This is a genomic window from Streptomyces afghaniensis, from assembly GCF_044327915.1.
Taxonomy (GTDB): domain Bacteria; phylum Actinomycetota; class Actinomycetes; order Streptomycetales; family Streptomycetaceae; genus Streptomyces; species Streptomyces afghaniensis.
The window spans coordinates 268577-293977 of sequence record NZ_JBIRGJ010000002.1; the positions used below are offsets into that span (position 1 = coordinate 268577).

Here is a 25401-nt window from a genome sequence, read left to right on the forward strand (position 1 = left end):
CTCTCACTCCGGCTCGGTCCGGCTCAGTCCAGGTAGCCCCGCAACTGGTCCGCGAAGGCGTGGTCGCGGAGCTTGTTCAGGGTCTTCGACTCGATCTGCCGTATCCGCTCCCTGGTGACACCGAAGATGCGGCCGATCTCCTCCAGCGTGCGGGGGCGGCCGTCGGCGAGGCCGTAGCGGAGCTGGACGACCTTGCGCTCCCGCTCCCCCAGCGTCGACAGGACCGCTTCCAGGTGCTCCTTGAGGAGGAGGAACGCGGCGGATTCGACGGGGCTGGTGGCGTCGCCGTCCTCGATGAGGTCGCCGAGGGCGACGTCGTCCTCCTCGCCCACGGGCGCGTGCAACGACACGGGCTCCTGGGCGAGGCGCAGCACTTCGCTGACGCGCTCCGGCGGCAGGTCGAGGTGGGCGGCGACTTCTTCCGGTGTGGGCTCGTAGCCCCGCTCTTGGAGCATGCGGCGCTGGACACGGACGACCCGGTTGATGAGCTCCACGACGTGCACGGGGACCCGGATGGTGCGGGCCTGGTCGGCCAGGGCGCGGGACATGGCCTGGCGGATCCACCAGGTGGCGTAGGTGGAGAACTTGTAGCCGCGGGCGTAGTCGAACTTCTCGACGGCCCGGATGAGTCCGAGGTTGCCCTCCTGGACGAGGTCGAGCATGGTCAGGCCGCGTCCGACGTAGCGCTTGGCGACGGAGACGACCAGGCGCAGGTTGGCCTCGATGAGGCGGCGCTTGGCCATCCGGCCCATGACGACGAGCCGGTCGAGGTCCAGCGCCAGCTGGCTGTCCAGGTCGGGGGCGAGCCGCAGCTTCTCCTCGGCGAACAGGCCGGCCTCGACACGGCGGGCGAGTTCGACCTCCTCGGCGGCGGTCAGCAGGGGAATGCGGCCGATCTCCCGCAGGTACTGGCGGAACAGGTCGGAGGAGGGGCCGCCGGTGTCGGGGCGGGCCGGCGGCGGTTCGACGGCCTCGGGAGCCTCCGCCGGCTCGATGGCCTCGGCGGGCGGCTCCTCCGGTTCCGTCTCGGGGCGGAGCACGACGCGGCCTTGCGCCGGGACCGCGGGGAGGACGTCGTCCTCCGCGTCCGGTGCGGCGCCGTCGGCGCCGTCGGCACCGCTGACGTCGGTCTGGGTGAGGGTCTGGGTCTGCACGGGGGCGACCTCCAGGATGATCGCTGCCAAGGCGGGCGGCAGCGGTACTTCGGGGGCGGAGTGGGCGGCCTCGCCGCTGTCCGTCCCGTACGCGATGAGCGGAACCGCGGGGGTCTGGGACCCGTCGGGGACGGATCGGCCGCGCTCCGAGGACTCAGGCACCGGAACCCAGTGTGGGGTAAGACACATCGTCGCCACGAGGGGCGTGCGATGACTTTTTGCTTCCGGTCCGTGACCGCGCGGTGACGTCAGAGCGCGGCGGCGCCGTGCTCCCTGAGGGCCTGGTCGTACTGCTGGAGGACCCAGAGTTCGTTCTGCACGGCGGCCAGCTGGGCCGGGTCGCCGTGGGTGCCGAGGCGGGTGAGCTGGCCGGTGATGTCGCGGATGCGGCGTTCGACGGCGCGGCGGCGGACGGTGACCAACTGGGCGCCCGCGTAGGTCTCGTCGACGCCCTTCACGCCCTTGTGCAGCAGGATCGCCTCGACGGCCAGTTCCGTCACCATCGCGCGGACCGCGTCGTCCGGGGCGGCCTCGCGGACCTTCACCAGGTAGTCCTGGGGGTCCGCGACGCCCAGTTCGGCGCCGCCGGCGTCCAGGATGGCCTGGCGTACGGCGGCGTAGGGCGGGGCGGTGAACTCGTCGACGCCGTACGCGTCGAAGGCCGGGGAGACCAACTCGGGGCGCTGGAGGGCGAGTTTGAGGAGTTCGCGTTCGGTGGCGTAGACGGGGTTGCGGAGGTTGAGGGCCGGGCCGCGGGGGGCGGCGGACGGCTGGGCGGCGGCGTACTGCTGCGATCCGTGCTGGTGCCGGTCCGGGGCCGGGCCCTTGCCGCCGCGGTCGCGGGCCCAGCGGGCCAGCTGGGCCACGCGCTTGACCACGAACTGGGTGTCGAGGATGCCGAGCATGCCGGCGAGCTGGACGGCGACCTCGTGCTGGGCGCCGCTGTTCTTGATGCGGGCGACGATCGGTGCTGCCTCGTCCAGGGCGGCGGCGCGGCCGGCCGGGGTGTCGAGGTCGTAGCGGCTCACGATCTGGCGGAGGGCGAACTCGAAGAGCGGGGTGCGGGGTTCGACCAGGTCCGCCACCGCCTCGTCGCCCTTGGCCAGGCGCAGGTCGCAGGGGTCCATGCCGTCGGGGGCGATGGCGATGTACGTCTCGGCGGCGAACTTCTGGTCGTCCTCGAAGGCGCGCAGGGCCGCCTTCTGGCCGGCCGCGTCGCCGTCGAAGGTGAAGATGACGCGGGCCGAGCCGTTGTCCATCAGCAGCCGGCGGAGGATCTTGATGTGGTCGCCGCCGAAGGCGGTGCCGCAGGTGGCGATGGCGGTGGTCACCCCGGCCAGGTGGCAGGCCATGACGTCCGTGTAGCCCTCGACGACCACCGCGCGGCTCGTCTTCGCGATCTCCTTCTTCGCCAGGTCGATGCCGTAGAGGACCTGGGACTTCCGGTAGATGGCCGTGTCGGGCGTGTTGAGGTACTTGGGGCCGTTGTCCGCCTCGTAGAGCTTGCGGGCGCCGAAGCCGACGACGTCGCCGCCGATGTCGCGGATGGGCCACATCAGGCGGCCGCGGAAGCGGTCGATGGGGCCGCGGCGGCCCTCCTGGGCGAGCCCGGAGAGCAGGATCTCCTTGTCGGTGAAGCCCTTGCCGCGCAGATAGCGCGTGAGGTGGTCCCAGCCCTGGGGGCTGTAGCCGACGCCGAAGTGGACGGCCGCGGCCTGGTCGAAGCCGCGCTCGGCGAGGAAGACCCGGCCGGTGTCGGCCTCGGGGGAGGTCGCGAGCTGTTCCGCGTACCACTCGGCCGCGATCTTGTGGGCCTCGACCAGGCGGATGCGTTCGCCGCGCTGGTGGGAGGGGTTGTACCCGCCCTCCTCGTAGCGCAGGGTGATGCCCGCCTGGCCGGCCAGGCGCTCGACCGCCTCCGAGAAGGAGAGGTGGTCGATCTTCATCACGAACGTGATGGTGTCGCCGCCCTCCTGGCAGCCGAAGCAGTGGAAGAGTCCCTTGCTCGGGCTGACCTGGAAGGACGGTGACTTCTCGTCGTGGAACGGGCACAGGCCCTTGAGGTTGCCGCCGCCCGCGTTGCGCAGCTGGAGGTACTCGGACACCACGGCGTCGATCGGGACCGCGTCCCGTACCGCCTTCACGTCCTCGTCGTTGATCCGTCCAGCCACGCAGCGATTCTACGGGGGCGGACCGACAGTGCTGACGGCTATGAGGCGAGGCTGTCCAGCGATGCGTGCGGGTCGGCCAGCGCCTCCGTGTTCACCCGGGCCTTGGAGCGGATCAGCTGCTGGATCTTGTCTGTGACATCCCACACGTTCACGTTCATCCCGGCCAGCACCCGGCCCTCCTTCACCCAGAAGGCGATGAACTCGCGCCGGCTCGCGTCCCCCCGGATCACCACCTGGTCGTACGACCCAGGGGGCGCCCAGCCCGAGTACTCCATGCCGAGGTCGTACTGGTCGGAGAAGAAGTAGGGCACACGGTCGTAGGTCACGTCCCGGTCGAGCATGCAGCGGGCCGCCGCCGGGCCGCCGTTCAGCGCGTTGGCCCAGTGCTCCACCCGCAGGCGGGTCTCGAACAGAGTGTGGTGGAAGGAGGCCACGTCGCCGGCCGCGTAGATGTCGGGGTCGGAGGTGCGCAGCCGCTCGTCGACCACGACGCCGCCGCCGCGCGCCCGGTCGGCGATCTCCAGCCCGGCCGCCTCCGCGAGAGCGACCCGCGGGGCCGCGCCGATCGCGGCCAGGACGTCGTGCGCCGGGTGTTCCTCGCCGTCGTCCGTGCGGGCCGCGAGGACCATGCCGTCCTGGCCGACGATCTCGGTGAGCCGGCTGCCGAAGTGGAAGCGGACGCCGTGAGCGCGGTGCAGATCGGCGAAGAGCTGGCCGAGCTCGGGGCCGAGGACGTGGTGCAGCGGGGTCGGCCCGCTGTGGACCACGGTGACCTCGGCGCCGTACTCGCGGGCGGCCGCCGCGACCTCCAGGCCGATCCAGCCGGCGCCCGCGATCACGAGGTGGCCGTTGTCCCGCCCGAGGTTGGTCAGTACGTGCTTGAGCCGCTCGGCGTGCGCGAGCCGGCGCAGGTGGTGGACGCCGGCCAGGTCCGTGCCCGGGATGTCGAGGCGGCGGGGTTCGGCGCCGGTCGCCAGGAGCAGCTTGTCGTAGCGGACGACGGTGCCGTCCTCGCCGAAGCGGACCGTCTTGGCCGCACGGTCGATCGCGTCGACGGTCTGACCGAGGTGCAGCTCGATGTCGTTCGCCGCGTACCAGGCGGGCTCGTGCACGAAGACGCTGTCGCGTTCCTCCTTGCCGAGGAGGTAGCCCTTGGACAGCGGCGGGCGCTCGTAGGGGTGGTCACGTTCGTCGCAGATCAGTATCACCCGGCCGGTGAAGCCCTCCGCCCGGAGCGTCTCGGCCGCCTTGGCGCCGGCGAGTCCGCCTCCGACGATGATGAAAGTCTGATCCGCGTCGACCACTTGATGCCTCCTCGTAAGGGTGTCGCCACTTGCGAGCGTCCCGCACGGAGCGTGATGCGGGAAGAGGGAGTGACCCGATCAGGCCACGGAGGGTCACGATCGGGCATGCCGGGATCCCGTGTTTCCCGGGTGTTGTCCCCTGTTTCCCACGGGTTTTTCCACCAGTCTCATGCGTGCCCCGTCAGACGGGCGTGAAGCGAACGGGCGGAGGTGTCGGTGAGGGACGCGATCTGGTCGACGATCACCCGTTTGCGGGCCCGGTCGTCCGGCGCCAGGTCGAACAGCGCGCGGAACTGCGGGTCCAGGCCGTCGGGGGCGCGGGCGGTGAGCGCCTCGGCCAGTTCGGCGACGACGACGCGCTGGTCGGCGCGCAGGCGTTCCTGCTCGGCGCGCTGCATGACGTAGAGGTCGGCGACGGCCTTGAGGACGGCGCACTCCAGACGGGCTTCGCGCGGCACGACCAGTTCCGCGGCGTACCGGGTGAGCCGTCCGGCGCCGTACGCGGTACGGGTCGCGGTCTCGGCGGCCAGGCAGAAGCGGCCGATGAGCTGACTGGTGGCGTCCTTCAGCCGGGCCTGGGCGACGGCGGTGCCGTCGTAGCCGTGCGGCCACCACTCCTGGACGAGCAGCCGGTCCAGGGCCTCGGCGAGTTCGGCGGGGTCGGTGTCCGCCGGTACGTAGCGGTCCCGGGCGACCTGGAAGACGTCCTGCCGTTCGGGTTCCGCGTGCAGGCAGTTCGGGTCGATGTGGCCGGCGTGCAGGCCGTCCTCCACGTCGTGCACCGAGTAGGCGACGTCGTCGGACCAGTCCATGACCTGCGCCTCGAAGCAGATGCGGGTGCCGGGGGCGTCCTTGCGGACCCAGTCGAAGACCGGGCGGTCGTCCTCGTAGACACCGAACTTGCGGGACGCCGGGTCGGTGGGGTGGGCGCCGCGGGGCCAGGGGTACTTGGTGGCTGCGTCGAGGGCGGCGCGGGTGAGGTTGAGGCCGACGGAGCCTTCGGGGGTGAACCGTTTGGGCTCGATGCGGGTGAGGAGTCTGAGGGACTGGGCGTTGCCCTCGAAGCCGCCGCAGTCCGCCGCGAACTCGTTGAGGGCCTGTTCGCCGTTGTGGCCGAAGGGCGGGTGGCCGAGGTCGTGGGAGAGGCAGGCGGCTTCCACGAGGTCGGGGTCACAGCCCAGGGCTGCGCCCAGCTCGCGGCCGACCTGAGCGCATTCGAGGGAGTGGGTGAGGCGGGTGCGGGGGCTGGCGTCCCAGGCCGGGCCCAGGGTGCCGGGCGTTACCACTTGGGTCTTGCCGGCGAGTCTTCTCAGGGCGGCGCTGTGCAGGACTCGGGCTCGGTCGCGTTGGAAGGCGGTGCGGCCGGGGCGTTTGTCTGGTTCCGGGGCCCAGCGGTCGACTGACGTCGGGTCGTAGGCCGGGGGGGTTTGTGAGGTGCCTGCCATGTGTCGACAGTACGGGCATGGGTGTGCTGTCTGCCTGAGCGTTTGCGGGGTTCAGTTGTGTGGCGGGTGCGGGTTGGGGGTGGCTGGTCGCGCAGTTCCCCGCGCCCCTTGGGTAAGTGCGGTACCCCGCGTTCTATGCCGAAGCCAATTCGGGCACAGCCGACGAAGCCGCCGCCAGCGTCTCGTCGTAGCGGTGGAGGAGGAGGCGGGCCATGGACGGGTGCGTGCCGAGGGGGGCCGCCGCTATCCAGGGGGCCGACCGGGCGCATTCCGTGGCGAAACGGCCCGGGGCCGTGAAGTAGGAGGCCAGGGCGATGCGGTGGCGGCCCCTTGCGAGGAGGGTGCGGACGGCCGACTGGACCGTCGGGGTCGCTGCGGAGGCATAGGCGGGGATGACGGGGACGCCCAGGCGGGCGGCGAGGAGGTGGGCCGTGCGGCCGGTGTCCGTCTTGGCGTCGGGGTCGCGGGAGCCGGCGGCGGCGAGGACGACGGCGCTGGTGCGGCGGGTCGCCTCGTCCAGATGCGTGGGCCAGCCGGCCTCCGTCAGGCGGGCCTGGAGGGCGTCCACCAGGAGGGGGTGCGGGCCCAGGGGAGCCGCCAGGTGAGTGCGGGCCTCGGCGGCCGCGGCCATCTCGGGGATGTCCTGCTTGACGTGGTAGCCGCGGCTGAGGAGGAGGGGGACCAGGACCGCCTCCGTGTCTCCCAGGGCGGCGAGCGTGTCGGGAAGCAGGGGGGCGTTCAGTTCGATGTGCCCGAGGTGCACCGGCACGTCGGGGCGCAGCGCGCGGACACGGTCCAGGAGCGCGCGTACGGTGCTCAGCGCGCGGGGGTCGCGGCTGCCGTGCGCCACGACCACGAGGGCGGGCGGGGCCGGGCGGCGCGTGGCGGGCGGCGGGACGAGGCTGAGCTGGCTGGACATGCCACCGATGGTCGCCGCCGCACGTTGCCTTCCCGTTGCATGGGCGTCACGGGTGTTTTCCAGCGGTTCACCATGTGGGACAGGTGGAGTGTGAGGCTGCTTGACCTGGGAGTTCCGTGTAACGCGTGAAGCTGGTCACGCGCGGGCGGATGAACCGGGCGGCCCTGGCGCGCGTCCCTGACTGTCGAGGGGCCGACCTGGGGAGGGACCGTCCGATGCGTCGTGTGACGTTCCGCAGACCGCGGCTGCCGCGTACCCGGCGAGGTCAGCGGCGCCTGGTGCAGGCCGTGATGGCCGGGTGTGTGCTCGCGCTGCTTCCGGCGACCTGGATGTACGTGGCCGCGGGTGACCGGCTGCGGACGGCGGCGGACGTGCCGCGGACCGAGGTGGCCGTGGTGTTCGGTGCCGGGCTGTGGGACGGGGAGCCGTCGCCGTACCTGGCGCACCGGCTGGACGCGGCGGCCGCGCTGTACCGCGAGGGGCGGGTCGAGGTGGTGCTCGTCACCGGGGACAACAGCCGCGAGGACTACGACGAGCCGGACGCGATGCGGGTGTATCTGACGCGGCACGGGGTGCCCGACGGGCGGATCGTCAGCGACTACGCGGGGTTCGACACCTGGGACTCCTGTGTGCGGGCGAAGAAGATCTTCGGGGTGGACGAGGCCGTGCTGATCAGCCAGGGCTTCCACATCCGGCGGGCGGTGGCGCTGTGTCAGGCGGCGGGGGTCGAGTCGTACGGGGTGGGGGTGGACGCCGTGCATGACGCGACTTGGTACTACGGGGGTGCGCGGGAGATCCTCGCCGCCGGGAAGGCGGCCCTGGACGCGGTGTTCCGGCCGGATCCGCGGTTCCTGGGGCCGAAGGAGCCGGGCGTGGAGCGGGCGCTGGCGACAGCGGCCGGGTGACTTGGCGCAGGTGCCGCGCTCTCGCACGCCGGGCTTGACGCGCTCACTTCACCCTGCGGTGTGAAGAACGCCTCGGATGCTCTCCGCAGTCATTCGATCACGGATAGTGTCCACGGTGTGCGGCGGCGGATCGGGCCGTCCGCCGCGACTTGGGGGAAAGGACACCTGATGACTGGACTTCGCTCCGCGTTCGTCACGGCGGTGGCGGCGGCGCTGTTCGCCGTCCCGGCCGCCGTGGGGACCGCCTCGGCCGCACCCGCGGGCGAGGCGCAGGTGAGGGAGCCGGGCTGCGCCAAGCTCGCCGGCTCCGGCCACGGGTGGGCGAACATCTACAACGCGTGCGGGCACACCATCTCGGCCAGTGTCGAAGTGGACGGGTGGGACCCGGACTGCATCCAGATCTCGGCCTACGCGACCGAGACCATCGGCCTGGAGCCGGGTGACGAGCCGTACTACGCGTACGAGTGCTGACCCGGGGGACTGAGCGCAGTCCCTGAACGGGCCGGGGACGGGAGTGGCGGCCGGCACTCCCGTCCCCGGCGGGTCCGCGGGGCTCGCGCCCCTCACCGGCCGCGGAACACCGGCGCCCGCTTCTCCAGGAACGCGCTCATCCCCTCCTTCTGGTCCTGCGTCGCGAACAACGCGTGGAACACCCGCCGTTCGAAGCGCAGGCCGTCCCGCAGGCCCGTCTCCAGGGCCCGGTCGACGCACTCGCGGGCCGCCCTGACCGCCGTACGGCCGTACGAGGCGATGGCCGCCGCCGCTTCCAGCGCCTCGGCGAGGACCCGGTCGTCGGGGACCACGCGGGAGACCAAGCCGCAGCGCTCGGCCTCCCGGGCGTCCATCGTGCGGCCGGTGAGCACCAGGTCCAGGGCCTTGGCCCGGCCCACGAGCCGGGTCAGCCGCTGGGTGCCACCGATGCCGGGGATCACGCCCAGCTTGATCTCGGGCTGGCCGAAGAGGGCCGACTCGCCCGCGACGACCAGGTCGCACATCATGGCCAGCTCACAGCCGCCGCCGAGCGCGTAGCCGGACACGGCGGCGATCTTCGGGGTGCGCAGGTCCGCGAAGTCCTCCCAGGCCGCGAAGTAGTCCTCGGACATCATGTCGACGGCCGACCTGCCCGCCATCTCCCGGATGTCCGCGCCGGCCGCGAAGACCTTCTCCGAGCCGGTGACGACGAAGCAGCCGACCTCCGGGTCCTGGTCCAACGGGCCGAGCACGCCGAGGAGTTCGGCGAGCAGCTCGGAGCTGAGCGCGTTCAGGGCGTGCGGCCGGTGCAGGCGTACGGTCACCACGCGGCCGTCCCGTTCTGCTTTCAGGTGGTTCATCTTCACTCCCTGGAAGGTGGGTTACGAGTCCCAGATGGCGCCGTACGCCGGTATGCCGCGCCGTTCCAGGCCGTGCACGACCTGCCAGGTCAGCCGCTTGTTGGAGATGCAGATGACCGCCTCCGCCCCGAAGTCGCGGTACGCGGCGTGGGCGAGCCGCACCATGTCGGGTTTGCCGTGCCGGGAGGTGTCCCAGACCAGGGCGTGCGGCTGGACGGCGAGGATCTCGTCGACGAGGGCGTCGCCGTAGGTGGCGCGGGGGTCGCGGGTCGCCCAGACCAGGCGCGAGGGGACCTCCGCGGCGAGCAGGTGGGGCAGGCAGGGGCCGATGCCGCTGCCGGTCGCGACGTAGACGACCTTTCGGAACAGGACCTCGATGTTGGCGACACCGGCGGTGGTGATGCCCTTCACCCACACCCGCGAGGGCATGTCGTCGATGAAGGAGCCGGTCCAGTCACCGGCGCGGGAGATGGTGAGCCGGAAGCCCGAGCGGCCCGGGGCGGGGACGTTGGCGAAGGAGTGCCACTCCTTCAGCGGACTGCGGCTGATGGCGGTCGAGGAGCCGGCGAAGGGGGTCTCGCCGTAGTCGAAGTGAGCCAGCGTCACGTGCGGGGAGGGGCGTTCGGTGCGGACGTCCACCTTGCGCAGCCGCAGCCAGGGCAGGGCCACGCTGAACGTGACGACGGCGAGGACCGCGAGCGGCACCGGTCCCTGGCCGGAGAGCAGGGTGTGGGTCCAGAAGAGCACGAGGGCGCCCCAGCCGCCGAAGCGGTGGATCCTCTCGAAGTGGTCGTGGTGGCGGGAGCGGAAGGGCGGCAGCGCGGTGCCGACGATCAGGGCGAGGAGGGCCACCAGGGTCCAGCTCACCGTGATCAGCGGCACGTCCGTTCCGGCGCGGGTCACCGCGACCGTCAGGACCAGGAACCAGGCCGCCCCGGCCAGCGCCCCGCCCACGTGCAGCCCGCCGAAGTGGTACACCTTCCCGAGCGTCCAGCGGACCCTCAGCGGCCAGCTGACCGGGGCCGAAGTCGCCAGCCGGAACAGGAGGTTGATGACGTACTGCTGGCGCGCCAGGACGGCGAGGGCGAGGTTGGCGAGGGCCGCGTGCCCGAGGGTCGGCGTGGCCAGGGGCCGGGCGGCCCACAGGAACGCCGCGTTGGCCAGGAGGACCAGGGCCGCGAGGCGGTTGTAGTGCATCAGGCGGGGGTGCTTGAGCAGGCGGCGGGGGGCGGACAGGAGCGGCGGGAGCTCGCCCGTGTCCTGGCGGGTCCGGGTGGGGGACGTGGTCATCGGGCCACCGCCAGGCGCTGTTCGAGCATGCCCAGCAGGGCCCGTTTGTCGACCTTGCCGCGGTCGGTCTCGGGGAGGAACGCCAGGGGCAGGACCTGCTCGGGGACGCAGTAGTAGGGCAGGGCGTCCGCGACCGCGCGGCGGGCCGTGTCGGGGTCGACGTCGGCCGGACAGACGAAGGACACCAGGGTGCGGGCGTCGCACTTCAGTGTGACGGCACGGGTGCAGCCGGCGGCCGTCTCCAGGACGGAGGAGACGGAGTCCAGCTCGACGCGGAAACCGCGCACCTTGACCTGGTCGTCGGTGCGCCCGAGGTGCTCCAGTTCGCCGCCGGGCGTCCAGCGGCCGAGGTCCCGGGTGCGGAACATGCGCCGGCCGCCGCCGAGGAAGGGGTCGGGGGCGTAGCGCTCGGCGTTGAGGGCGTCGTCGCCGAGGTAGCCGGCGGAGACGCAGTCGCCGCCCGCCCACATCTCGCCGGGTTCGCCGATGGGCAGCGGGCGCCGGTCGGCGTCGAGGACGTAGACCGTGTTGTTGGGGGTGGGCCGGCCGATGGTGAGCAGCGGGGCGGCCGGGTCGTGGCGGCTCATCGTGTTGACGATCGTGGTCTCCGTCGGGCCGCAGCAGTTGTGGAAGACGGCCCGCCGGGCCCAGCGGTCGGCCAGCGGGCGCGGGCAGGGCTCCCCCGCGACGGCGACCGTGCGCACGCGCGGGCAAGCGGCGGGGTCGAGGCCGGACAGCACGGTCGGGGTGGCGATCAGCACGTCGGCGGTGCGGGCCGCCGCGGCGATGTCCTTGCCGCGGATGACGAGGGTGCCGCCGTGGGCGAGGCAGCCCAGGATCTCCCAGGCCGCCATGTCGAAGGCGATGTTGAGGAGCTGGGCGACCCGGTCGCCGGGGCGGATGCCGAGGCCGCCCGGTTCGGTGAGCAGGATGTTGGCGACGTTGCGGTGGGTGACCTTCACACCGTTGGGGCGGCCGGTGGTGCCGGAGGTGAACAGCACGTAGGCGCCGTCGTCGCCGGTGACGCGCGGGCGGGGGGCCGGGGCGTACGGCTGCGGCTCGTCCAGGGCGAGCAGCAGGTGGCCGTCGGGCAGCGGCACCCGGTGGGCGTGTTCGGCGACCGTGAGGACGACCCGGGTCCGGGCGGTGCGGATGACGTGGGTGAGCTGGGCCGGGGGCGCGAGGCCGATGTCCTGCGGGACGTAGGCGGCGCCGGCCTTCAGGATGCCGAGCAGGCCGACGAGCATCGGGAGCGAGCGGCGGACGAACAGGCCGACGTGGTCGCCGGGGCGTACGCCCTCGCGGACGAGGCGGGCAGCGAGGGCGTCGGCGTACCGGTCGAGCTCGCCGTAGGTGAGGTGCGCGCCCTGGTGTTCGGCGGCCACGGCGTCCGGGGTGGCCGCGGCGTGCCGGGCGACGGCGTGGTGCAGGAGCGGGTCGGGGACGGGGACGGTGGGGCCCCGGCCGTACTGCCGGAACAGGTGCCGGTCATGGGGGGTCAGATGGCGCAGTGGCATGATCGGTTGGCCTCCTGGCTGTTTCGAGTGTGGGAGTCGAACGCCGTTCGGAGTCGTGCGAGCGCTGCGCGTAGCGAGAGCGTAGTGGCGCTGATTCAACTCTCAACGAGGTCGGATCAGCCAAGAAAGGAGAGCAATGAGCCACATGTGACGTTTTTCGTCACAAGGGCAACGTCCGTGCCGGTCGGCGGCGACCTGAAGGCGGGCAGGCGTGTGCCTCACGCGGGCGGGGTGGCGGCGGGGAGGTTGCCGTCCCTGCCGCGTAACAGGGAACCGTCCCGCGCGTAACACGGCCGAAGCAGGCTGAACGGTATGAAGACCACCGCCACGCCCACGCACTGCCCGTACTGCGCCCTGCAGTGCGGGATGAACCTGACGCCCGTGCCCGACGGGACCGTCGAGGTGAGCGAGCGTACGGACTTCCCGGTGAACCGGGGCGCGCTGTGCGGCAAGGGCCGTACGGCCCCGGCGGTACTGGCCTCGAATGTGCGCCTGACCTCGCCGTTGGTGCGCGAGGGTGGCACGCTGGTGCCGGCCTCCTGGGACGAGGCGCTGGACCGGATCGCCGAGGGGCTGCGCCGGACGCGCGCGGAGTACGGGCCGGACGGGGTCGGAGTGTTCGGCGGGGGCGGTCTGACGAACGAGAAGGCGTACACGCTCGGCAAGTTCGCGCGGGTCGTGCTCGGCACCTCCCAGATCGACTACAACGGCCGTTTCTGCATGTCGTCGGCCGCGGCGGCCGGGATCAAGGCGTTCGGTCTCGACCGGGGGCTGCCGTTCCCGCTGGAGGACATCCCGAAGACCGGCTGCGTGATCCTGGTCGGGTCGAACCTCGCGGAGACCATGCCGCCGTCCCTGCGGTTCTTCAACGAGCTGAAGGAGAACGGCGGCACGCTGATCGTCATCGACCCGCGCCGCACGAAGACCGCCGAGCAGGCGGACCTGCATCTGGCGCCCCGGCCGGGCACGGACCTGGCGCTCGCCCTGGGCCTGCTGCACCTGGTGATCGCCGAGGGGCGGGTGGACGAGGAGTACGTCCAGGAGCGGACCGTGGGCTGGGAGGATGCCCGGGCCGCCGCGATGGCGCACTGGCCGGAGTACGTGGAGCGGATCACGGGGGTGTCGGTTCCCGAACTTCGGGAGACGGTACGGATGTTCTGCGAGCCCGAGTCGGCGATGGTGCTCACGGCACGCGGGCCCGAGCAGCAGTCCAAGGGCACCGACACGGTGGGCGCGTGGATCAACCTGTGCCTGGCGACCGGCCGGGCGGGCCGCCCGCTGTCCGGGTACGGCTGCCTGACCGGGCAGGGCAACGGGCAGGGCGGCCGCGAACACGGCCAGAAGGCCGACCAGTTGCCGGGCTACCGCAAGCTCGACGACCCGGCCGCGCGGCGGCATGTCGCCGAGGTGTGGGGCGTGGACCCGGACAGCCTTCCCGGCCCGGGGCGCAGTGCGTACGAGCTGCTGGACGCGCTCGGCACCGATATCAAGTCCCTGTTGCTGATGGCGTCCAACCCGGTGGTGTCGGCGCCGCGCGCCGCGCACGTCGAGGAGCGCATCAGGTCCCTGGACTTCCTGGCCGTGTGCGACGTGGTCCTGTCGGAGACGGCAGCGCTCGCGGACGTGGTCCTGCCGGTCACCCAGTGGGCCGAGGAGACGGGCACGACGACCAACCTGGAGGGCAGGGTCCTGCTCCGCCGCCAGGCCATCACCCCGCCCGACGGCGTCCGCAGCGACCTGGAGGTCCTCCACGAACTGGCCGCCCGCCTGGGCGTGGAGAAGGGCTTCCCGACCGACCCGGAGGAGGTCTTCGAGGAACTCCGCCGGGCGAGCGCGGGCGGTCCCGCGGACTACTCGGGGATCACGTACCGCAGGATCGTGGAGGAGGACGGGGTGTTCTGGCCGTGCCCGACGGCGGAGCCGGAGGACCTGACGGGGGCCGGGGACGGGGCTGGTGGCCCCGGCGCGCAACGGGGCGCGGCGGGCCGCCCGGCCTCCACACGGGACGCGACGGCCCCGGCGGAAGACTCGACGGCCGCGACGGGGGACACGGCGGGCCGTGTCCACCCCGGCACCCCGCGCCTCTTCCTCGACCGTTTCGCCACCCCCGACGGACGCGCCCGCTTCGTCCCCGTCTCGCACCGGGCCATCGCCGAGGAACCGGATGACGAGTACCCCGTGCTGCTCACCACGGGGCGGGTCGTGGCGCAGTACCAGTCCGGGGCGCAGACCCGGCGCGTGGCGGAGCTGAACGCCGCAGCGCCCGGGCCGTTCGTGGAGCTGCATCCGCGGCTCGCGGCCCGGCTCGGGGCCGCCGAGGGCGATCCCGTGGCCGTCGTGTCCCGGCGGGGCCGGGCCGTGGCGCCCGCCCGGATCACCAACGCCATCCGCCCCGACACGGTCTTCATGCCGTTCCACTGGCCGGGCGAGGGCCGCGCCAACTCCCTCACCAACCCCGCGCTCGACCCGACCTCCCGGATGCCGGAGTTCAAGGCGTGCGCGGTGCGGCTGGAGGCGGTGCGGCCCTAAGGCCGTCGGCCTGTCAGGGCCGAAGAGGCCGTAGAGGCCGTAGAGGCCGAAGATGCCGCCATGCCCAGGTCGGGGATGTCGTCCCGGCTGCGCAGGGCCGTCGCCGCCGACCGATGGGCGCGACGCAGCCGGGACATCTCATCGGCGTCCTCCAGGACACCGGACAGATACCCGGCGGCGAAGGCGTCGCCCGCGCCGACCGGTTCCACCACCTCGACCGCGAGGGCGGGGGCGAAGGTGACCTCGCCGCCCGCCGCGTACGAGGTCGCGCCGTGCTCCGCGTCCTTGACGACGACCCGAGGTGCCGGGGCGAGCAGGCCCGCGATGTCGTCGGGGTGGCGCGTGCCCCACAGGGCCTCGGCCTCGTCGCGTCCCACGAACACCAGGTCCGCGGCCCGGGCCAGGTCCCGCAACGCCGCCGCCGCGTCGGCGGCACGCCCCTTCCACAGGGCGGGGCGGTGGTTGACGTCGAAGGAGACGACCGGCCGGACCGCCGCCGCGCCCCAGGGCGTGCGGCGTACGACGATCTCCTCCAGCAGTCGGGCGCAGCTGTCGGACAGCGCGGCGGTGATGCCCGAGACGTGCACGATGCGCGGCCCCCGCAGCTCGGGCGCGCGGGCCAGTTCCGGTCCCATGCGGGCCGCGGCCGATCCGCTCCGGTAGTACAGGGGCCGGGTCGCGTCCGGCCCCGGGTCCTTGAAGTACACGCCCGTCGGATGCAGCGGATCGACACCGACGGCGCCCACCTCGACTCCCCGGGCCGCGAGCTCCGCGCGGACGCGCTGCCCGAACGCGTCGTCGCCCACCCGGCTCAGCCAGGCCGCGCGGTGCCCGAGCGCGGTGAGCCCGCAGGCCACGTTGGACTCGGCGCCACCGACCGAGAGGCGGAGCGCGGACTGGTCGGCGAGCGGCCGGTCGTCCGGCGGGCTGAGGACGGCCATGGTCTCGCCCAGGCACACGACGTCCGCCGCGGTGTGCTCGTGAGCGGGTTCGGCGGCCCGGGAACCGGCGGTCGGGTGGGGCAACGTGCTCTCCTGTTCTCCTGGCGGGGCGGCCGGGGGAATGCGTGGGTCCGTCAGACCGTGACCGGCGTGCCCCCGCCGAGCCGCAGCATGACCTTGCTGCTCGCGCTCGCCGGGTCCGCCGCGACCGCGAGGGCCTGCTCGGCCTGGTCCAGCGGGAAGCGGTGGCTGATGACCGGGGAGACGTCCAGGCCGTCGCGCAGGGCGCGCAGGGCGTCGTCGATCTCGTCGACGAAGCGGTAGGAGCCGATCCAGGTGATCTCGCGGGTGACGAGGTCGCCCAGGACAGCGGGCTCGGCCGTGCCCGGCAGGTTGCCGACCTGCACGAGGGTGCCGCCGCGGGCCGTGGCCCGCAGGACCGCCCCCAGCGCGGCCGGGGCGCCGGACGCCTCGAAGACGATGTCGGCGTCCCGCGGCAGTTCCTCGCCCCGGGAGATGTCGACGGTCGTGTCCGCGCCCATCTCGCGGGCCACGGCCAGCGACGCGGCGGACAGGTCGGCGGCGCACACCGACTGTGCGCCGAGATGCCGGGCGGCGGCGACGACCAGCGAACCGATCGGTCCGGCCCCGTTCACCACAACCGTGCGGCCTCGGAGTCCGCCCGCCCGGCCCACGGCGTGCAGGGCGACCGCCAGCGGCTCCGCCAGGGCGCCCGACTGGGTGTCCACACCGTCGGGCAGCGGCCGGACCTGGGCCGCGGGGACCGTACGGAACTCGCTGAACCCGCCGTCGGTGTGCGGGGTGAGGGCCGCCGAGCCTAGGTAGCGGACGTGCGCGTGGAGGTTGCTGCGCCCGGCGAGCCGCTCGGGGAGCTCGCCGACGAGCTGGGCCGGGTGGACGGTGACGGGCTGCCCCTCGGCGAGGCCGGTCACCCCGGGGCCCAGCGCGGCGACCCGGCCGGCGACCTCGTGGCCGAGGACCAGGGGGTGGGCGAGGGCCGCCGTGCCGGAGGCGCCCTTCCTCCAGTACGCGACGTCGGAGCCGCAGATGCCGCCCCACTCCATGGCGAGCAGCACCTCGTCCCGCGCGGGCTCGGGCCGGGGCCGCTCGTCGATCCGGACGTCACCGGCGCCGTGCACGACGACGGCTTTCATGGGGGTCATACGGCGTCCTCCAGCCGGACGAGGTCGCGCCCGCGCGTCTCGGGCGAGAGCAGCGCGCTGACGAGGGTGATGAGGGAGTAGACGACGAGCATCGCCGCGATGGGCCACCAGCTACCGGTGGCGGCGGTCAGGCTCGCCGCGAGCACCGGCCCGATCGCGGTGGCGAGGACGCCGCCGATCTCCTTGGCCAGCGCCAGCTGGGTGAACCGGGTACGGGAGCCGAAGAGTTCGGCCATCGTCACGCTCTCCAGCGCGAACAGCCCGAGGACGCCGATGTTCAGCCCCAGGATCATGCCGGCCATGAGCGCGGGCGTGCTGCCCGAGGTGATCAGCATCATCAGCGGGAAGGCGGCCACGGCCGTGAGCGAGGTGAGCGCCAGATACATCCTGCGGCGTCCGAAGCGGTCGCCGAGCAGGCCGATGGCCGGCACCGTGAGGAAGCCCAGCAGCGACCCGTACACGATGGCGTCGGTGGGGACGGAGCGTTCGGCCGCGAGTTCGGTGGCGATGTAGCCGACGAGGAACGTCTGGATCAGCCCGGAGTTGCCCGCCTGCCCGAAGCGCAGTCCGAGTGCCAGGAAGAACGCCCGGCCCTTGCGCTGCTTCAGGCCCGCCTCCAGCAGTCCGGTGTCACCGCCCGTCCCTTCTGTGACGGCCGACTCCACCTCGCGGCGGCTCATGGCCACGCCGTCCACGACGTCGGGCCGCTCCTCGAAGACCGGGCTCTCCTTGAGGTTGCGCCGCAGCCACACCGCGAACAGCAGCAGGCCGAAGCTCATCAGGAAGGGCAGTCGCCAGCCCCAGGAGAGCAGTTGCTCCTCGCTGAGCACGGCGAGGAGCACCGCCCACAGCCCGGAAGCGGCCAGGGTGCCCGAGTTGGTGCCCAGCGACACCAGCGAGGACACCAGCCCGCGCCGCCGCACCGGGGCGTACTCGGCGAGCATCACCGTCGCGCCGGCGATCTCCGCGCCCGCGCCGAAGCCCTGCGCCAGCCGCAGGACGACGAGCAGGACGGGCGCCATGATGCCGATGGTCGCGTAGGTGGGCAGGACGCCGATGAGGGTGGTCGAGGCGCCCATCAGCAGGATGGTGATCGTCAGGACCTTCTTGCGGCCGAGCCGGTCGCCCATTCTGCCGAAGTAGACCGCGCCGGCGAGGCGGGCGACGTAGCCGACGCCGTAGGTGGCCATCGCGGCGATGAGGCCGATGGCGGGGCTGACGTCCGGGAAGAAGATCTTGTTGAAGACGATCGCGGCCGCCAGCGAGTACAGCTGGAAGTCCATGAACTCCATGGCCGTGCCCAGCCAGCCGGACACGGCGGCCTTGGTCAGGTCACGCGTACTGCGTCGCACGGCACCGGCCGGCTCGGCCGTGGTCGTGGTGTCCTTCATCGGTGAACTCCGTTGTTCGTGAGCGGGGACTTCCTCGGGGGTGGGGGGTGGCCGTCAGATGTCCACATGTCCGGCGCGCAGGGCCGGGAGATGCCGTACGACGGCGGTGACGAGCGCGGAGTCGCCGGCGAGGTCGGGCGCGCCGACAGTGGTGAGGAGTGCGCGGACGACGGCCGTGTCGTCCGCTGCGGTGCGCCGGCAGGCGGCGAGGGCGTCCTGCGCGGGATCCGGGATGTCCTGGTCGCGGGTGAGGTTCACCCAGCCCGCCAGGGCGAGTTCGAGGACGGGTGTGGCCGCACCGCGCTCGCGCAGCACGCGCAGGGCCGGCAGCCAGCGCTCGGTGATCTTGAGCGAGCCGTCGGAGGCGATCTGCCGCAGCAGGTGCCGCATGCCCGGGTTGCGGAAGCGGACCACCAGGTCGTCGGCGTACCGGCCGGGGTCCGGGCCGCCGTCCGGCAGCGTGGGGGCGACCTCGGCGCACAGGGCCTTGACGAGCCGCTCGCCCCAGCCGTCGGCCATCGCGTCGGCGACGGTGGTGCGGCCCGCCGCGATGCCGAGCGGGGCGAGTGCGGAGTGCGAGCCGTTGAGCAGCCGCAGCTTGGTGAGCTGGTAGGGGGCGACGTCGGGGACGAGGAGGGCTCCGTCCATCTCCCACGGGGGACGCGGGGCGGCGAAGCGGTCCTCCAGCACCCACTGCCGGTACGGCTCACCGCTGACGGGCAGCGCGTCGTGGACGCCCAGCCGGGTGGCGGTGTCCGCGAGGTCGGCCGTCGTGGTGGCGGGCACGATCCGGTCCACGACGGTGGCGGGAAAGGCCACGTACCGGTCTATCAGCTCCAGGATCCGCTCCCGGTCCCGCTCGCCCGAGGCGCGCACGGCGTCCCGGACGGCGGTCCGCAGCACGGCACCGTTGTCCGCCATGTTGTCGCAGGACACGACGCTGACCGGGGCGGCACCGGAGCGCATCCGCGCGGCCAGCCCGGCGGCCAGACGTCCGATCACCGTGTCCGGGCCGGCGGTTCGGTAGCCCTTCTCCGTGATGGTGAGCGTCACCACCGTCACCTCGGGGTCGGTGAGCAGCCCGTCGACGACCGCCTCGTCCCGCCCGAGCACGTACGCGCCGGTGAGCGCGCCGACGACGCGGGGGGCGTCGCCCCCGGGGCCGCGCTCGGTCACCGAGTACAGGCAGTCCTGCGCGCGCAGGGCGTCGACGGTCGCCGCCGACCGGGGAGCGACCGCGGCGATGCCCCAGGGCTCGCCGGAGCGCGCGGCGGAGTTCTCGGTGTAGACGGCCTGGTGCGCCCGGTGGAAGGCCCCGATGCCGAAGTGGACGGCCCGGGTGCGGAGTCCGGCGGGGTCGACGCGGGGGCGTGACCCGGGCGGGAGTGCGCCGAGCACGGCGCGGTTCAGCCGGTGCACGCCGCTCACCAGTCGTGCACGGAGCCGTCGAGCCTGCGCGCGACGGGGAGATAGCGCCGCTGGTACGGGAAGCGTTCGGCGGACTTCTCGTCGTACTCGACGCCGAGGCCCGGCTCGTCCGAGGGGTGCAGCATGCCGTCGGCGAAGGTGACGCCCGTGCGGAACACCTCGCAGGCCTCGTCCGGATGGCCCATGTGCTCCTGGATGCCGAAGTTGGGTACGGCGATGTCGAGGTGCACGGCGGCGGCCATGCTGACCGGGGAGAGGTCGGTGGCGCCGTGCGAGCCGGTGCGGACGTGGTACAGCGCGGCGAGGTCGAAGATCCGGCGCAGGTGGGTGATGCCGCCCGCGTGGACCACGGTGGTGCGCACGTAGTCGATGAGCTGCTCGGTGATCAGGTGCTGGACGTCCCAGACGGAGTTGAACACCTCGCCGACGGCGATCGGCGTCGTGGTGTGCTGCCGGATGAGCCGGAACGCCTCCTGGTTCTCGGCCGGGGTGGGGTCCTCCATCCAGAACAGCCGGCAGGCCTCGACGCTCTTGCCGAAGCGGGCCGCCTCGATCGGCGTCAGCCGGTGGTGCACGTCGTGCAGGAGGTGGAAGCCGAACCCGAAGCGCTCCCGTACGGCCTCCAGGTACGTCGGCGCGAAGCCGAGGTAGGCCTCGGTGTCCCAGGGCTGTTCGTCGGGCAGGTCGCCGGCCGCCGGTTCGTAGAGCTTGCCCTTGCGGACGCCGTACGTGCCGCCGACGTCCGGGACGGCCGCCTGGGCGCGCACGGCCTTGTAGCCGAGCTCCAGATAGCGCTCGACGTCGTCGAGGAGGGACGGCACGTCGGTGCCGCTGGCGTGCGAGTAGACCAGGACGCCGTCCCGGGACCGGCCGCCGAGCAGTTGGTAGACGGGGAGTCCGGCGGTCTTGCCCTTGATGTCCCACAGGGCCGTGTCGACGGCGGCGATGGCCGTCATGGTGACCGGCCCGCGCCGCCAGTAGGCGCCCTTGTAGAGGTACTGCCAGAGATCCTCGATCCGCGCGGGGTCCCGGCCGGTCAGCAGCGGGGCGACGTGATCGCGCAGGTAGCTCGCGACGGCCAGCTCGCGCCCGTTGAGGGTGGCGTCGCCGAGGCCGGTGACCCCGTCCGTGGTGGTGATGCGCAGGGTGACGAACGTGCGGCCCGGGGAGGCGACGAAGACCTCGACGCGCTCGATCTTGCTCACTGGGGGCTCTCCTTACGGCGGCTGAGAGCGGGCGGGGCCGACGGGAGCGGGGGACCGCTCCTGTCGTGCAGTGCTTGTATACAAGCATCTGTCGCACAGGTGAGCAATACCCCTGCTGCGATACGTAGGATGTGCACATGGCCCAGACGAACCGGCGGACCAGCCGGCGCTCCATCTACCTGAAGCTGCGTCAGATGGTGCTGACCCTCGAACTGCCCCCGGGCGCCGCTCTGTCGGAGAACGAGCTGGCCGCGTCCCTCGGCGTGAGCCGCACCCCGGTGCGGGAGAGCCTGATCCTGCTGGCCCAGGACGGGCTGGTGCAGATCTTCCCCAAGATCGGCTCGTTCGTGTCCCGGGTGGACCCGGCGCAGGTCGCGGACGCGCAGTTCCTGCGGGAGGCCGTCGAGCTGGCCTCCCTGGACGCCCTGCCGTCCGAGCTGGACCACTCGGTGATCACGGAACTGCGGGACAACCTCGCGCGACAGCAGCGCCCGGGCCTCGGCCTGGAGGAGTTCTTCGAGCTGGACGAGGCCTTCCACCAGGGCCTGATGCGGCTGAGCGGCCACGGCAACGTGTGGACCACGGTCGCCGCGGCCAAGGGTCACCTGGACCGGGCCCGGCGCCTGGGCCTGCACGAGAACGTCTCCCCCGCGGTCTTCGCCGACCAGCACCGGGAGATCTTCGACGCGGTCGTCGGGGGCGACCTGGCGTCGGCCCGGACCGCCATGCGCACCCACCTGCGCGCCGTCTTCAGCGACATCGAGCGCATCCGGGCCCACTCACCCGAACTCTTCGCGACCGGCTCGTCGTCCGTGCCGGTGCGGCGCAACGTGGTGGTCTGGGAGTAGCGCGGCGGGCGCACCCGTGGTGCGCCCGCCGGTGTCCGGGTGGTGCTCAGCCCACGTTGACGGCGCTCCAGGCCGCCGCCACGGCCTTCTGCTCCGTGCTGCCGCTGCCGTAGAGGTCCTTCGCCGCGTTCAGGGTCGCCGCACGGGCGCCCGCGTAGTCCGTCGAGGACGTCATGTAGACCGTCAGGGCGCGGTACCAGATCTTGCCCAGCTTGGCCCGGCCGATGCCCTGCACCGTGGAGTCGTCGCAGGTCGGGGAGGTGTGGGCGACGCCGTTGATCGTCTTGGCGCCACTGCCCTCCGCGAGCAGGTACGCGAAGTGGTTGCCGACGCCCGAGGAGTAGTGCACGTCGAGGTCGGCAAGACCCTCGCTCCAGCAGTCGGCGGACTTCCCGTCCTTCGACGGCTTGTCCATGCGGCGCAGGGACTCCCGGCCGAGCCCGGAGCGGACGACCTTCTCGCCGATCAGCCAGTCACCGGGGTCCTCGGCGTTGTCCGCGTAGAACTCGACCAGCGTGCCGAAGATGTCCGAGGTGGCCTCGTTCAGGCCGCCGGACTCGCCCGAGTACGTCAGCGCCGCCGTCTTCGACGTCACGCCGTGGGACATCTCGTGCCCGGCCACGTCCAGCGACACCAGCGGTCCGAGCTGCTTGCCGTCGCCGTCGCCGTACGTCATGCAGAAGCAGTTGTCGTCCCAGAAGGCGTTGTTGTAGTCCTTGCCGTAGTGGACGCGGTTGAACGAGCCCTTGCCGTCGCCGGCGATGCCGTTGCGGCCGTGCAGGTTCTTGAAGTAGTCCCAGGTGACGTCCGTGCCGTACTGGGCGTCCACCGCGACGGTCGCGCGGTCGGAGGCCTCGCCCGTGGCCCAGTGGTTGTCGGCGTCCGAGAAGACCGTCGCGGGGGCGCGGGTCAGACAGATCGTGAGCAGGCACTTGTCCGTCTTGTTCGCCGCGTCGCCCGTGTAGGTGCCGCCCCGCGTCGCGTCCTTGAGCTGGTACGACGACCCGGACTTCGTGGTCTCCAGCGCAACGGTGCCGCCGTAGAGGGACTTGCCGTCGCCCGACGCCGACTCCAGGGTGTCCCAGGCGTCGATCCGGTCGCCGGTCGTCGCGTCGGTCAGCACCGTGCGCCCGACCGGGTTGCCGAGCCCGTCGTGCGCCACCGCGTCGGTCTGCCAGGCCAGCTTCGGAGCGCCGTGCAGGGCGTCGACGACCAGCCGCGGCTTGGCGGTCAGCTGCTTCAGGGTCTCGCCCAGGTGCGCGGCGCGCAGCAGGCTCGCGGCGAGGTCGGCGGCCTTCGGGGCGGTCACCTTCGGGGTGACGCTCTTGAGGGACAGCGCGGACTTCGTGGCCCGGCTCGTGCTCCGGTAGGTGCCGTCCGGGTTCAGGTGGAGTACGAAGTCACCGCCCAGGACGGGGAGTCGGTGGTACGTGCGGTCGTAACGGACGTGCCGGGTGCCGTCCTCGTCGACGACCACGTCCCGGACCTTCGTCTCCTGGGCCGACGTGAGGCCCAGTTCCGCGGCCCGGTCGGCGAGGACCGTCCCGGCACTGTCGATCGCCTCGGTCCGGGTCGGCCGTTCCTCCGCCAGGGCGGCCGGCGAGAGCGCGGCGGCCAGCAGGACGGCGGTGCCGGTGGCGGCACCACCCGCGAGGGCGAGACGGGAACCTCGGACGTGACGTATCCGACTCATCGGTCTCCTCATACGGGCGCACCCGGTCGCGTGGGGTCGACCGGGGGCGGCGTTGATGTTGACCGCGAGTTAAGGCGTCCCGGACATGTCATGTCCATAGGCCCGGTGTGGAGGAGTGTGAGGGTGGAGAATCGTTCCTGTGACCCTCCCTTTCTTCGTCTACGGCACCCTCCGCCCCGGCGAGGTCAACCACGATCTCTTCCTGCGCGGCCGCACCCGCTCCGAGGTGCCGGGGCGGCTCTCGGGAGCGGTGCTGTACGAGGGGCCGGGCTATCCCTACGCGGTCGAGGAGCCGGGCGACGGGGTCGTGTGCGGGGAGCTGGTGACCGCGCGCCCGGAGACGTACGCGGAGCTGCTCGCCGAGCTGGACCGGCTGGAGGACTACGTGCCGGGCGACCCGCGCAGCCTGTACGAACGCGTCGAGCGGAAGGTCGTACGCGACGCGGACGGAGCGACGGTCCGGGCCTGGGTGTACGTGGCCGCGCCCGCCGTCGCCGCCCGGCTCAGGACGCGCGGGAGGCCGATCGCGGGCGGTGACTGGCGGGCGCGGGGGTGACAGGGGCCCGGAAGGAGTGAGGCCGGGGCTCAGCCCGCGTACGGCCGCTTCGCCCTGGCCTCGCGCAACGCCAGGCCCCACCACACCAGTTGGTCCAGCATGGCCTTGGCCGCCGCGTCCGGGCCGGACGGGTCGTGCAGGGTGCCCTCGTCGTCGAAGGACGCGCCGGCGTTGTGGAAGGAGACGGTGTCGCGGACCGTCACGGCGTGCAGCTCGGCGAAGACCTGCCGGAGGTGCTCGACGGCGCGCAGGCCGCCGGCCAGTCCACCGTAGGAGACGAGGGCGACGGGCTTGGCCCGCCACTCGCCGAAGTGCCAGTCGACGAGGTTCTTCAGGCCCGCCGGGAAGGAGTGGTTGTACTCGGGGGTGAGGACCACGAAGGCGTCCGCGCGGGCCAGTTTCGGGGTGACGCCGGACAGCGCGGCGGTCGCCTCGGGGGTCGGTTCGAAGGACGTCGGCAGGTCGATGCCGGCGACGTCCACGACCTCGGCGACCAGGTCGTCCCGGCCGTGGAGGTGGTCGAGGAGCCAGCCGGCGACGACCGGGCCGAAGCGGCCGTGGCGGTTGCTGCCGACGACGAGGGTCACCCGGAGGGGCTCGGTCGCGGGCTGGGCGGGGACGGGTGCGTTCGTAACGGCTGTGTTCATGCGGCACACCCTCATACCTCAACCTTCCTTGAGGTCAAGGCCGGAGGCGCGCGGCACCCGGATCACCCGTTCACACGCGCGCCCCGCGCTTTTCCGCACCCCGTCCGCCGAACACCGGTGACCTGCCCAAACGCCCATGAAGGCCGGTCGGCCCACCTCCCCCTGACACCCATTCACCCCAATTCTGACGCACCCTCAGAAAGCGCGGTCGCCCCGCTGCCCGTTACCTCGGAAGGGCAGGTGCACGACCGAACAGCTCGAAGGAGCACCGATGCGACGTACCGCCCGGCCGCTGACCGGCACCGCGCTCGCCGTCGCCGCCGCGGCTCTCGCCGCCGCCCCCGCGTACGGCGCGCCCGCCGGTGACGTGGAGGTGCACCCGTCCTCGGTCGTCCCGGGCGGACTCGTCACGGTGCGCACGGCGGCCTGCGGCGACGGCGGTACGGCGACGGGTGACGCGAGCGCGGTCGGGGCCGGTTCCCTCAGCCTCGCGCCGGGCCCGCACGAGCAGGACGCGACCGGGCGGTTCAGGGTGCCGCCGAGCGCGCAGCCGGGGACGTACGAGATCACGGCGATGTGCACCGGGAGCGGTCGGCGGATCACCGGTGACCTGGTGGTCACGCTGACCTCCGGGCACTCGCAGGCCCATCCCAGAGGGAGTGTGAAGACGGGGGTCGGCGGCGCCCTGGGCCCCGACCCCGTGCAGACCGCGGCCGGTGTGGCGGCCCTCGCCGTCGCCGCCGCGGGCGGTACCTGGCTCCTGCATCGCCGGGCGAGAGGCGACGGGATCTGACGGACACCCTCCGCTGTCCGTCGCCGGTACCGCATGTCCCCTCCCCCTCCGGGTCCGACGCCCCTCGCGGCCCGGAGGGGGGTGCGGGGCACACCCGGACGGGAGCCGGGGGCCGGGGGCGCAGGCCGGAAACCGGAAGGCTGTCGGGGA

The 25401-nt window shown here is 72.8% G+C and carries 21 protein-coding genes; 6 read left to right on the plus strand and 15 right to left on the minus strand.

All coding sequences use genetic code 11. The features are described from left to right. Positions 1–23: 23 nt before the first annotated feature. From ACH4G3_RS07485 to ACH4G3_RS07505, 5 genes are all read right to left on the minus strand, one after another. A complete protein-coding gene (locus tag ACH4G3_RS07485) occupies positions 24–1316 on the minus strand; it encodes an RNA polymerase sigma factor (protein ID WP_397623599.1) in 1293 nt (430 codons plus the stop codon). Positions 1317–1402: 86 nt separating this feature from the next. Continuing rightward, positions 1403–3325 (minus strand): DNA primase, encoded by a 1923-nt coding sequence (dnaG, locus tag ACH4G3_RS07490; protein WP_243380817.1) that lies wholly within the window; start codon positions 3323–3325, stop codon positions 1403–1405. Positions 3326–3363: 38 nt separating this feature from the next. Then, complete coding sequence (locus ACH4G3_RS07495) at positions 3364–4629, minus strand: NAD(P)/FAD-dependent oxidoreductase (RefSeq protein WP_397623600.1); 1266 nt, start codon at positions 4627–4629, stop codon at positions 3364–3366. 167 nt (positions 4630–4796) lie between these two features. Further along, complete coding sequence (locus ACH4G3_RS07500) at positions 4797–6074, minus strand: deoxyguanosinetriphosphate triphosphohydrolase (protein ID WP_397623601.1); 1278 nt, start codon at positions 6072–6074, stop codon at positions 4797–4799. Between the two features lie 133 nt (positions 6075–6207). Further along, entirely contained in the window at positions 6208–6993 is a 786-nt protein-coding gene (locus ACH4G3_RS07505; protein ID WP_397623602.1) for a sirohydrochlorin chelatase, read from the minus strand. 215 nt (positions 6994–7208) lie between these two features. Between ACH4G3_RS07505 and ACH4G3_RS07510 the strand changes: the two genes are divergently transcribed. Next, positions 7209–7898 carry a SanA/YdcF family protein gene (locus ACH4G3_RS07510; RefSeq protein ID WP_397623603.1) on the plus strand — a complete coding sequence of 230 codons (690 nt, stop codon included), beginning with the start codon at positions 7209–7211 and terminating at the stop codon, positions 7896–7898. A gap of 168 nt (positions 7899–8066) precedes the next feature. Continuing rightward, positions 8067–8369, plus strand: coding sequence for a hypothetical protein (locus ACH4G3_RS07515; protein WP_397623604.1), 303 nt, complete (start codon positions 8067–8069; stop codon positions 8367–8369). Between the two features lie 92 nt (positions 8370–8461). On the opposite strand, the gene ACH4G3_RS07520 is transcribed toward ACH4G3_RS07515, so the two are convergent. The 3 genes from ACH4G3_RS07520 to ACH4G3_RS07530 are packed head-to-tail and all read right to left on the minus strand — an operon-like array spanning position 8462 to position 12036. After that, complete coding sequence (locus ACH4G3_RS07520) at positions 8462–9229, minus strand: enoyl-CoA hydratase-related protein (protein ID WP_397623605.1); 768 nt, start codon at positions 9227–9229, stop codon at positions 8462–8464. 21 nt (positions 9230–9250) lie between these two features. Continuing rightward, positions 9251–10519: a ferredoxin reductase domain-containing protein gene (locus tag ACH4G3_RS07525; RefSeq protein ID WP_397623606.1), complete on the minus strand. Its 1269-nt coding sequence runs from the start codon at positions 10517–10519 to the stop codon at positions 9251–9253. After that, positions 10516–12036, minus strand: coding sequence for an amino acid adenylation domain-containing protein (locus ACH4G3_RS07530; RefSeq protein ID WP_397623607.1), 1521 nt, complete (start codon positions 12034–12036; stop codon positions 10516–10518). The genes ACH4G3_RS07525 and ACH4G3_RS07530 overlap by 4 nt, the downstream gene beginning before the upstream one ends. Before the next feature lie 312 nt (positions 12037–12348). On the opposite strand from ACH4G3_RS07530, the gene ACH4G3_RS07535 reads away from it, so the two are divergent. Further along, positions 12349–14565: a molybdopterin oxidoreductase family protein gene (locus ACH4G3_RS07535; RefSeq protein WP_397623608.1), complete on the plus strand. Its 2217-nt coding sequence runs from the start codon at positions 12349–12351 to the stop codon at positions 14563–14565. On the opposite strand, the gene ACH4G3_RS07540 is transcribed toward ACH4G3_RS07535, so the two are convergent. From ACH4G3_RS07540 to manD, 5 genes are read right to left on the minus strand one after another with little or no spacing between them, the layout of a single operon-like run. Next, positions 14562–15590 carry a sugar kinase gene (locus ACH4G3_RS07540; RefSeq protein WP_397623609.1) on the minus strand — a complete coding sequence of 343 codons (1029 nt, stop codon included), beginning with the start codon at positions 15588–15590 and terminating at the stop codon, positions 14562–14564. The genes ACH4G3_RS07535 and ACH4G3_RS07540 overlap by 4 nt on opposite strands. A 50-nt stretch (positions 15591–15640) precedes the next feature. Further along, positions 15641–16690 (minus strand): L-idonate 5-dehydrogenase, encoded by a 1050-nt coding sequence (locus ACH4G3_RS07545; protein WP_397623610.1) that lies wholly within the window; start codon positions 16688–16690, stop codon positions 15641–15643. Then, complete coding sequence (locus ACH4G3_RS07550; RefSeq protein ID WP_397623611.1) at positions 16687–18081, minus strand: MFS transporter; 1395 nt, start codon at positions 18079–18081, stop codon at positions 16687–16689. The genes ACH4G3_RS07545 and ACH4G3_RS07550 overlap by 4 nt, the downstream gene beginning before the upstream one ends. A 54-nt stretch (positions 18082–18135) precedes the next feature. Further along, a complete protein-coding gene (locus ACH4G3_RS07555; RefSeq protein WP_397623612.1) occupies positions 18136–19500 on the minus strand; it encodes a mannitol dehydrogenase family protein in 1365 nt (454 codons plus the stop codon). A gap of 5 nt (positions 19501–19505) precedes the next feature. After that, positions 19506–20714 carry a D-mannonate dehydratase ManD gene (manD, locus tag ACH4G3_RS07560; RefSeq protein WP_397623613.1) on the minus strand — a complete coding sequence of 403 codons (1209 nt, stop codon included), beginning with the start codon at positions 20712–20714 and terminating at the stop codon, positions 19506–19508. A gap of 137 nt (positions 20715–20851) precedes the next feature. On the opposite strand from manD, the gene ACH4G3_RS07565 reads away from it, so the two are divergent. After that, a complete protein-coding gene (locus tag ACH4G3_RS07565; RefSeq protein WP_397623614.1) occupies positions 20852–21562 on the plus strand; it encodes a GntR family transcriptional regulator in 711 nt (236 codons plus the stop codon). A 46-nt stretch (positions 21563–21608) separates the two neighbouring features. On the opposite strand, the gene ACH4G3_RS07570 is transcribed toward ACH4G3_RS07565, so the two are convergent. Then, complete coding sequence (locus ACH4G3_RS07570) at positions 21609–23255, minus strand: M4 family metallopeptidase (protein ID WP_397623615.1); 1647 nt, start codon at positions 23253–23255, stop codon at positions 21609–21611. Between the two features lie 139 nt (positions 23256–23394). Here ACH4G3_RS07570 and ACH4G3_RS07575 point away from each other — a divergent pair, with 139 nt between their 5' ends. Further along, positions 23395–23811 (plus strand): gamma-glutamylcyclotransferase family protein, encoded by a 417-nt coding sequence (locus ACH4G3_RS07575; protein WP_397623616.1) that lies wholly within the window; start codon positions 23395–23397, stop codon positions 23809–23811. Between the two features lie 29 nt (positions 23812–23840). Here the strand turns inward: ACH4G3_RS07575 and ACH4G3_RS07580 are convergent, their stop codons facing one another. Continuing rightward, complete coding sequence (locus ACH4G3_RS07580; RefSeq protein ID WP_397623617.1) at positions 23841–24458, minus strand: NADPH-dependent FMN reductase; 618 nt, start codon at positions 24456–24458, stop codon at positions 23841–23843. A 271-nt stretch (positions 24459–24729) separates the two neighbouring features. On the opposite strand from ACH4G3_RS07580, the gene ACH4G3_RS07585 reads away from it, so the two are divergent. Next, positions 24730–25251, plus strand: a complete 522-nt coding sequence (locus ACH4G3_RS07585; protein WP_397623618.1) for a hypothetical protein — start codon at positions 24730–24732, stop codon at positions 25249–25251. The last annotated feature ends 150 nt before the right edge of the window (positions 25252–25401 follow it).